The following is an 8,424-nucleotide window of genomic DNA, read 5'->3' as shown; positions in this document are numbered from 1 at the left end:
GAGAAGTCTGGGGGGGTGGGGCGGGGGGTTGTTGGTCTTTCTATTCCACCACACCCCCCCCCCCCCCCCCCCCACCCCCGGGCAGAATCGTACATAGCGACATCAATCGGACGCTCAATCACTCGGCGATATCCCTTGTGGACACTGAACTCATCGTTGCTCCACCACCGACGCCTACGACCCCGCCACAGCCAGGAACAATCGCCTGACCTGCAAGATCTCGAATGTCCGTGAAGGCCTCCTTCCCTACCTTGAGAGTAGGGAAGGAGGCCTTCACGGACCCCTCAGGGCACACTTGCGCCCTTCGCAGCCCCGATCAGGTTTCAGCGCGAAACTGTCGGTGCCCGCGGTCATGATGGACCCATGTTGCTCACCGCGGTGGTGACCGCGTCGGCCGAACTGGCCGCCACGAGGTCCAGGAAGGCGAAGATCGCCACTCTGGCCGCGCTGTTGCGCGCCGCCGGCGAGCTGGAACTGCCCGCCGTGGTCGCGTTCCTCACCGGGCAGCCGACGCAGGGCCGGATAGGCACCGGCTGGCGGACGCTCGCCGAGCTGAACGCGGCTCCGGCCGCCGAACCGTCGTTGACCGTGGCGGAGGTCGACACGGCGCTCGGCACGGTCGGGGCGGCGTCCGGGTCGGGCTCGGTGAAGCTGCGCGCGGAGACGTTGCGGGCGCTGTTCACCAAGATGACCAAGGCCGAGCAGGAGTTCCTCTTCCGGCTGCTCACCGGCGAGCTGCGCCAGGGCGCGCTCGAAGGGATCATGGTGGACGCCATCGCGGCGGCGTCCGAGATCCCGGTCGAGGACGTCCGGCGGGCGTTCATGCTGTCCGGGCAGCTCCCGGTGACGGCGCTTGCGGCGATGACAGGCGGGCAAGAACGGCTCGCGGAGTTCAAGCTGGCCTTGGGCAGGCCCATCCGGCCGATGCTGGCGTCCCCGGCGGAGTCGCTGGACGAGGCGATCACCGAACACGCCGAGGCCCTGGTCGAGTACAAGATGGACGGCGCGCGGATCCAGGTCCACCGCGACGGCGACGAGGTGCGCGTCTACACCCGGACGCTGCGGGAGATCACCGGCAGCGTCGCCGAACTGGTGGAGCTCGTGCGGTCGCTGCCGTGTTCGTCGGTGGTCCTCGACGGCGAGACGCTGGCGCTCACCGACGACGGCAGGCCGAGGCCGTTCCAGGAGACGATGAGCCGGTTCGGCAGCACCCGCGAGGAGCAGGTCAAGGCGTTGCTGCTGCGGCCGTACTTCTTCGACTGCCTGCATCTCGACGGCGTCGACCTGCTGGACGCGCCGCTGTCCGAACGCAACGCCGCCCTGCGGAAGGTCGCCGGAGAGCACGTCATTCCCGGCGAGGTCGCGCCCGCGTCGGCCGAGGAGGTGCTGGAAGCGGCGATGGCCGCCGGACACGAGGGCGTGATGGTCAAGGATCTCGCGTCGCCGTACGCGGCGGGGCGCCGCGGGCGCGCGTGGCTCAAGGTGAAACCGGTGCACACGATCGACCTGGTCGTCCTGGCCGCGGAATGGGGACACGGCAGGCGCACCGGCACGCTCTCGAACCTGCATCTCGGCGCGCGAGACCCCGATGGCGGGCCGCCGATCATGGTCGGCAAGACGTTCAAGGGCATGACCGACGAACTGCTGGCCTGGCAGACGAAGACGTTCCAGGAGATCGAGACCCACCGCACGGACTGGGTGGTGCACGTCCGGCCGGAGATCGTCGTCGAGATCGAACTCGACGGCGCTCAGGTGAGCACACGGTATCCGGGCGGGCTGGCGCTGCGGTTCGCGCGGGTCGTGCGCTACCGGCCCGACAAGGAGGCCGCCGACGCCGACACCATCGACACCGTCCGAAGCCTCCTCAAACCCGGCAATTAGTCCTCTACACGCGGTCCTTGCGCGTGTAGAGGACTAATTGCCTCAGGTCAGTAGCAGCGGTCCGAGGAAATCCGGTACGTGTAGTTGTTCGAGAGGTTGGAGGTCACCTCGAACCGGATCTTGTGATAGACCGGCGGCTCACCGAGGACACCGTGCTTCACCGTGCGCTCCTTGCCGGGTGCGATCGCCCCGCTCCAGATGCCCTTGTCGAAGACGTCGTCGATGATCTGGACGAGCATTCCCCGGTAGTCGTGGTTGTGCACGGTGATGTCGATGTTCTGCCCCGCGCTCACCTCGACGACCTTGGTCGACGCGCCCATCAGCGGCCCGCCCTCACAGACCTTCGACGCCGCCGAAGCGGACGGTGCCATCAGCAGGGTGCCCGCCAGGGCGACCGGGACGACGGCGAACAGCTTCTTCTTCATCGGTTCCCCACAACGGTCTTGACGACATTGGACTGGACGGCGAGGTCGAGGCCGATCTTCATGTTCCCGCCGCAGTAGGCCTTCTGGCCGTTCTTGAAGTGGACGGTCAGATCCCCGGCGCATTCGAAGACCTTGACGTCCCAGGTACGCGTGCCCGGCTTCAGGCAGATCGCGTCCTTCCCGGCCCGGCGCATCCAACCGTGATAGCCGGATTCACAGGTGATGATCGGATCACTGCCCGAGGCGGACGACGGCGCCGCCTGCGCGGCGGTCACCGGCAGGAGCGCGACGGTGAGCGCTGTCCCGGCCAATGCGGCGACCTTGACGTACGGACGCATGGATTCCCTTTCCGCAATGAATGTGAGAGTGTTTCGGAAAATCCCCATCCGGAATTCCGGACGCCGATGACGTTAAGGGCGCCCGAAGCCACTTCGGAAGCAATTCACGACCGCGAAATGGCCATGGCAGGGAAACCAATGTCCGCGCAGGTCAGCGCTTTGACCATCGGCCCGGAAGGTCAAATGACGCGGACCGAGAAGAACACGGCACGGGTGTTCGGCAGCAGGATGTGCCCTTGTTCGTCGGCCATCTTCCAGTACACCTGACAATGCCCGGGACGATCGGGTGCGCGGACCTCGACGGAGACGCGCACGTGCTCGCCGGGCGCGGTCTGCGGGACGGGTACACGTTCGGGCGTGCCGCATTCGCCGGGATTCCCGAACGAGCCGGCGCGGACCAGATAGCGGCCGACCCATCCGACCGTTCCCGCGTTGCGGAACTCCCAGGTCTTCACGAAGACCGACCCCGCCGCGACCTCGCTGCCGTCGGGCACGGTCACGTCGGCGACGAATTCCGACGCGTCGCCGACCGGTGCGGCGGGCCCGGAACCGAAGGGGACGGTGAAGACGAACACCAGCGCCGCGACGAGCACGAGGGCCACGGCCCCGGCGAGGACGAACGCCGTCCGGCGCGAACGTCCCGGAGCACGTTCGGGCACGGGTTCCGGCACGGCACCGGCGGCCAGCCCGTCCCGCGCGCGTTCCCATTCGCCGCGCCATTCGTGGCGGACCTCGTCCTCGTCACCGCCGAGCACCCCGACGGCCAGCACGCGGACGAACTCCCAGGACGTCTCCCAGCTGGGCAGACGCTCTCCGCGCGCGGCGGCCGAAAGCGCCGATTTCGAAGCGAGCGCGCCGTACTCGTCGCGCATCCGGTCGTAGGAAGGGTCACCGGCGGCCCGTTTGAGCTCCCACAGCCGTCGCGCGAATCCGGCGACGGGCCCGCTGTCTTCCACCGGGCCCCGGGCGACCCGGCCGCGGCGCCCCGGCATCCGCTCGACGTCCATCGCCTCCACGATATGACCCGATGCGCGGGATTTCCCGTCGGCGTCCCGCCCCCGATCGAGTGGCGACGTGCGGTGGTGACGGGACGTCCCCGCCCGGTCACCCATAAAGTAGGTGGAATGCAGGCTTCCAAGATCGCGCGTGCCTGGTTCGGCGCGACAGCGCTGGTGGTGATCGCCGGTCTCGCCGCGCAGATCCCGGTTTCGGCGGGCACCACGGGCGGCACCTTCCAGACCCCGGCCGGGCGGGTGGCCAATCTGCTGGCCTTCTTCACCATCGACTCGAACATCCTGGTCGGCGTCGGCAGCCTGCTGCTCGCGCTCGGCGTCGCGGGACGGTCGACCCTGTCCGGCGTGCTGCGGCTCACCGGGCTCGTCGGCATCACCGTGACCGGTGTCGTCTTCCAGGTCGCGCTCGCCGACCTCTACGAACTGCACGGCTGGGCCGTGTTCGCCGACACGATGCTGCACAAGGTGTCGCCGCTGATGTGCGTCGCGGGCTGGCTGCTGTTCGGGCCGCGCGGACAGTTGTCGTGGCGCGTCCTGTCGTGGTCGCTGCTGTACCCGCTGGCCTGGCTCGCGGTCACACTGGTGCGCGGCGCGATCATCGGGTTCTACCCGTACCCGTTCGTCGACCCGGGCATCAACGGCTACGGCGGCGTCGCGTTCAACTGCGTGCTGATCGGGGTCCTGTTCATCGGCCTCGCGGCGGCCGCGGTCGGCTTCGACCGCACCTTCAGCCGCCGGGACGAGCCTGACGACTACCTAGCCCCGGACCCGGCGGAAGGCGTTGAGCGGATCCGCGACGCCGGCACGTACTAACGTCCGCACCGCGCCGAGCCGCCGGTCGACCGGTTTCCCGGCGGCCACCCGGTGCATCTGCTGGGTGTGCCACTGGATTTCGAGCAGGCTGTCGGCCAGCCGGATGCCGGTCTTCGGGGCCGTGCGCTCGGCGCGGACGTCCTCGCCGCGCAGCAGCCGGCCGGGCAGCCCCGGATCGACGATCAGCGGCCTGCCGAGGCCGATGACGTCCAGCGCGCCGGACCGCAGCGCGTCCGCCATGCCTTCCGGGCTGGTGAAGCCGCCGGTGACCATCAGCGCGACGTCGGTGACCTGCCGCGCCTTCGCGGCGTAGTCGAGGAAGTAGGCCTCACGGCTGGCGGTGCTCGCCCGGCCGGAGCCCATCATGGCCGCCTTCTCGTAGGTGCCGCCGGAGACCTCCAGCAGGTCGATCCCGGCTTCGCCGAGTTCGCGGACGACTTCGAGCGATTCCTCCTCGCTGAAACCGCCGCGCTGGAAGTCCGCGCTGTTGAGCTTGACCGCGATCGGCACGGTGTCGCCGACCTCGGCCCGCACACGGGCGACCACTTCCAGCAGGAACCGGCGCCGCCGGAGCGCGTCACCGCCCCAGCCGTCGGTGCGCTGGTTCGTCAGCGGCGAGAGGAACTGCGAAACGAGATAACCGTGCGCCCCGTGGATCTGGACTCCGGCGAACCCGGCGTCGACGACGGTGCGCGCGGCCACGCCGAACCGCTCGATGATCGCTTCGATCTCGTCGGCGGTGAGCGCCCGCGGCGTCGCGAACACCGAGCGGATGCCGCGGTCGCCGAAGGGCACCGCGGACGGCGCGACCGGCTGCCGGGACAGGAACCGGGGACTCTGGCGGCCAGGGTGGTTGAGCTGGACCCACAGCCCGGTCTCGGTCCCGTCCGCCGACCGCGCCCACGACTTGAACTCCGTCGCGTCCGGATCCCTCGGGACCGCGACATTGCGCGGTTCGCCGAGCGCGGTGGGGTCGACCATGACGTTGCCGGTGATCAGCGTCCCGGCGCCGCCTCGCGACCACGTCCGGTACAGCTCGGCCAGTTCCGGGGTCGGCCGGTTGCGGCGATCGCCGAGTTGCTCGCTCAACGCCGCCTTGGCCAGCCGGTTCGGCAGGAGCGCGCCGCACCGCAGTTTCAGCGGTTCGGCCAGCAGTTCCTGGGGCTCGCTCATCCGCGCTTCCTCCCGCCGTTACCTACTGGTCAGTATTCCTACTCGAAGTAACATACTCGCGGTATGCCGCGTACTCAAGGTGCGCCGACGCCGAAGGGGTTGTCGATCACGTAGCGCCAAAGACCGTCCTCTCCACGCCTCGCGACATCGGTGGCCGTCGCGGCGAGATGGCCCTCGATGACCCAGTCGACGATCAGCAAGGCCAAGTCACCGGACACGTGCACCTGGCGCGGAGTGACCTTGATGGGCTGCCCGAGCGCGAGGATCCCGCCGTTCGCGGCCCGGCGTTCCGCACCGGTCACCCGCACCCCGTCCCGACGGACGAACACGGCGTCCGGCTCGTAGATCGTGTCGAGGATTTCGGTGGATCCGGTGTTGAAGGCGGCTTGGAAGACGAAGGGATGTCCGGCGGGGTCGGCGGTCAAAGGCACACTGAGGGAATGCGTCATGCGGACAGCGAAACCGACCGCGAAGCAGGTCACCAAACGGAAACCTTCGACAGCGAACTCGTGCCGGACGCCCGCGGCCGCACGCGGCGGCCGGAGCCGGACTGCCCCGTCGAGGTCGCGCTCGCCGCGATCTCGGGCCGCTGGACGACGCTGGTCCTCCGTGAGCTGATGGGCGGAGCCCGCTCCTTCGGCGACCTGCGCGCGGCGTTGCCCGGCCTGTCCGCGAAGGTGCTGACAGAACGCCTCGGCGACCTGACCGCGCGAGGCCTCGCCGTCCGCGAGGAACTGCCGGGCTTCCCGAGCCGGACCAGCTACCGGCTCACCCAGGCGGGGCTGTCCCTTCGGCCGCTGTTGATCGAGCTGTACCGCTCAGGCTCGGCGCTACTGGCGGAGTAGCCGGGGCGCGACCGGCTCCACCCGCGCCCGCGTCTTCACCTCATCGGCCATCGCCCGTGCCCACGCCTGGAGCCCGGGGACGTCGATCCCGTGCGGACGCGCCTCGCGGAACGGCTCGATGTTGGCCGCGCCACGTTCCAGCAGCGAGACCGCGCCGTTCCCGTTTCCCCTGGCCACGTGGGTCAAGCCGACCGCGAGCTGGGCGAGACCGCGCCACAGCTCCCGGTCGGGTCCGTCGGTGGTCTTCCACGCGTCTTCGAACACCTCGTGCGCGTGAAACGGGCGGCCCGCGTCGAGCAGGCGCTGGGCCTCGGCAATGGTGTCCTCGGGGGTCCGTTCGATGCCCTCTGGCTGCCGCTCGACCCCGTCCGCGCCGTACGGGAGCGGCCTGCCGAGGCCGTCCCTGGGGCGCGCGTTGCGGGCTCGTCCGGCTTCGTCACGGTCCCGGTCGGTCATGCCGCCAGTGTCCCACGCGGGTATCCTGGGGCCTCGTGCGCTTTCTCGACGGGCACCGGCCCGCTCACGACCTGACCTACGACGACGTGTTCCTCTTGCCGAACCGTTCGGACGTGGAGTCCCGTTTCGACGTCGACCTGTCCACTGTGGACGGCACCGGCGCGACGATCCCGATCGTGGTGGCGAACATGACCGCCGTCGCGGGCCGCCGCATGGCGGAGACGGTCGCCAGGCGCGGCGGGCTCGTCGTGCTCCCGCAGGACGTCGACACCGCCGCCGTCGCCGACATCGTCGCCTGGGTCAAGAGCCGTCACACGGTGTGGGACACCCCGCTCGTACTCGGCGGCGGGGACGCGGTCGCCGACGCGCTCAACCTGGTCGGCAAACGTGCCCACGGCGCCGTCGTCGTGGTGGACGAGGACGGCAAACCTGTCGGCGTCGTCGACGAAGCGGCCTGCGCCGGTGTCGACCGCTTCGCGCGGCTGGCCGACGTCGCGGAACCGGCACTCGTCACGGTCCCGCTGAACACCCCGCCGCGTGAGGTGTTCGAGCGACTGCACGCCCACGGTGGCCGGCTCGCCCTCGGGATCGACGAAAACGGCAGGCTCGCGGGCGTCCTGACCGAGATCGCGGCGCTCCGCGCGGAGATCTACACCCCGGCCGTCGACGACGGCGGGAACCTGCGCGTCGCCGCCGCGATCGGCGTGAACGGCGATGTCGCGGCGAAGGCCGAGGCCGTCCTCGCGGCGGGTGTCGACGTGCTGGTCGTCGACACCGCGCATGGCCACCAGGAGAAGATGATCTCCGCGCTCAAGGCCGTCCGTTCGGTGAACCCGCGGGTCCCGGTCGTCGCCGGGAACGTGGTCACCGCGGAAGGCACCCGTGACCTGATCCACGCGGGCGCGGACGTCGTCAAGGTCGGCGTCGGCCCCGGCGCCATGTGCACCACGCGGATGATGACCGGTGTCGGCCGCCCGCAGTTCTCCGCCGTCGCCGAATGCGCGGCCGCGGCGCGTGAACTGGGCAAACACGTCTGGGCGGACGGCGGCGTGCGGCATCCGCGCGACGTCGCGCTGGCGCTCGCGGCCGGCGCGTCCGCGGCGATGGTCGGCTCCTGGTTCGCCGGTACCCACGAATCCCCCGGCGACCTGCGCTACGACGAGCAGGGCAAACCGTACAAGGAGTCGTTCGGCATGGCGTCGAAGCGCGCCGTCGGCGCCCGCACGCGAACGGACAACGTCTTCGAGCGCGCGAAGAAGGGATTGTTCGAAGAGGGCATCTCGGCGTCGCGGATGGCGCTGGACCCGGCTCGCCCCGGCGTCGAGGATCTGCTCGACTCCATCGGCTCCGGTGTCCGGTCGGCCTGCACGTACGCGGGCGCGCGGACGCTGGAGGAGTTCCACGAGCGCGCGGTGCTCGGCATCCAGTCGGCCGCCGGTTTCGCGGAGGGACGCCCGCTGCCCGCTGGCTGGTGATCCCG

General features: G+C 70.0%; 10 protein-coding genes. 4 read left to right on the top strand and 6 right to left on the bottom strand.

Annotation, left to right across the window (positions count from 1 at the left end; genetic code table 11):
• Positions 1-363 precede the first annotated feature (363 nt).
• The gene (locus tag ACZ5ZX_RS21405) at positions 364-1,881 is read left to right on the top strand and encodes an ATP-dependent DNA ligase (RefSeq protein ID WP_465503743.1); all 1,518 of its coding nucleotides are present in this window, start codon (positions 364-366) and stop codon (positions 1,879-1,881) included.
• Between the two features lie 47 nt (positions 1,882-1,928).
• On the opposite strand, the gene ACZ5ZX_RS21400 is transcribed toward ACZ5ZX_RS21405, so the two are convergent.
• From ACZ5ZX_RS21400 to ACZ5ZX_RS21390, 3 genes are all read right to left on the bottom strand, one after another.
• Positions 1,929-2,306, bottom strand: coding sequence for a hypothetical protein (locus ACZ5ZX_RS21400; protein WP_465329689.1), 378 nt, complete (start codon positions 2,304-2,306; stop codon positions 1,929-1,931).
• A complete protein-coding gene (locus ACZ5ZX_RS21395; RefSeq protein WP_044852244.1) occupies positions 2,303-2,644 on the bottom strand; it encodes a hypothetical protein in 342 nt (113 codons plus the stop codon). Before ACZ5ZX_RS21395 ends, ACZ5ZX_RS21400 begins: the two co-directional genes overlap by 4 nt.
• A gap of 179 nt (positions 2,645-2,823) precedes the next feature.
• Positions 2,824-3,651 (bottom strand): NBR1-Ig-like domain-containing protein, encoded by an 828-nt coding sequence (locus tag ACZ5ZX_RS21390; protein WP_465503742.1) that lies wholly within the window; start codon positions 3,649-3,651, stop codon positions 2,824-2,826.
• 117 nt (positions 3,652-3,768) lie between these two features.
• Between ACZ5ZX_RS21390 and ACZ5ZX_RS21385 the strand changes: the two genes are divergently transcribed.
• Complete coding sequence (locus ACZ5ZX_RS21385; RefSeq protein WP_465503741.1) at positions 3,769-4,470, top strand: Pr6Pr family membrane protein; 702 nt, start codon at positions 3,769-3,771, stop codon at positions 4,468-4,470.
• On the opposite strand, the gene ACZ5ZX_RS21380 is transcribed toward ACZ5ZX_RS21385, so the two are convergent.
• On the bottom strand, positions 4,414-5,643 hold the full coding sequence (locus tag ACZ5ZX_RS21380) for an NADH:flavin oxidoreductase/NADH oxidase family protein (protein WP_465503740.1): 1,230 nt from the start codon (positions 5,641-5,643) through the stop codon (positions 4,414-4,416). The genes ACZ5ZX_RS21385 and ACZ5ZX_RS21380 overlap by 57 nt on opposite strands.
• A gap of 74 nt (positions 5,644-5,717) precedes the next feature.
• On the bottom strand, positions 5,718-6,092 hold the full coding sequence (locus ACZ5ZX_RS21375; protein ID WP_465503739.1) for a YybH family protein: 375 nt from the start codon (positions 6,090-6,092) through the stop codon (positions 5,718-5,720).
• Between ACZ5ZX_RS21375 and ACZ5ZX_RS21370 the strand changes: the two genes are divergently transcribed.
• Positions 6,084-6,488: a winged helix-turn-helix transcriptional regulator gene (locus ACZ5ZX_RS21370; protein WP_465503738.1), complete on the top strand. Its 405-nt coding sequence runs from the start codon at positions 6,084-6,086 to the stop codon at positions 6,486-6,488. The genes ACZ5ZX_RS21375 and ACZ5ZX_RS21370 overlap by 9 nt on opposite strands.
• Here the strand turns inward: ACZ5ZX_RS21370 and ACZ5ZX_RS21365 are convergent.
• On the bottom strand, positions 6,474-6,944 hold the full coding sequence (locus ACZ5ZX_RS21365; protein ID WP_465503737.1) for a DUF309 domain-containing protein: 471 nt from the start codon (positions 6,942-6,944) through the stop codon (positions 6,474-6,476). The two genes, ACZ5ZX_RS21370 and ACZ5ZX_RS21365, sit on opposite strands and share 15 nt — an antisense overlap.
• 35 nt (positions 6,945-6,979) lie before the next feature.
• Between ACZ5ZX_RS21365 and guaB1 the strand changes: the two genes are divergently transcribed.
• Positions 6,980-8,419, top strand: coding sequence for a GMP reductase (gene guaB1 / locus ACZ5ZX_RS21360; protein ID WP_465503736.1), 1,440 nt, complete (start codon positions 6,980-6,982; stop codon positions 8,417-8,419).
• Positions 8,420-8,424 lie beyond the last annotated feature (5 nt).

This window comes from Amycolatopsis sp. NPDC033938 (assembly GCF_055575975.1).
The sequence above is the reverse complement of the archived record's forward strand: the minus strand, read 5'-3'. Positions and strand labels throughout refer to the sequence as shown.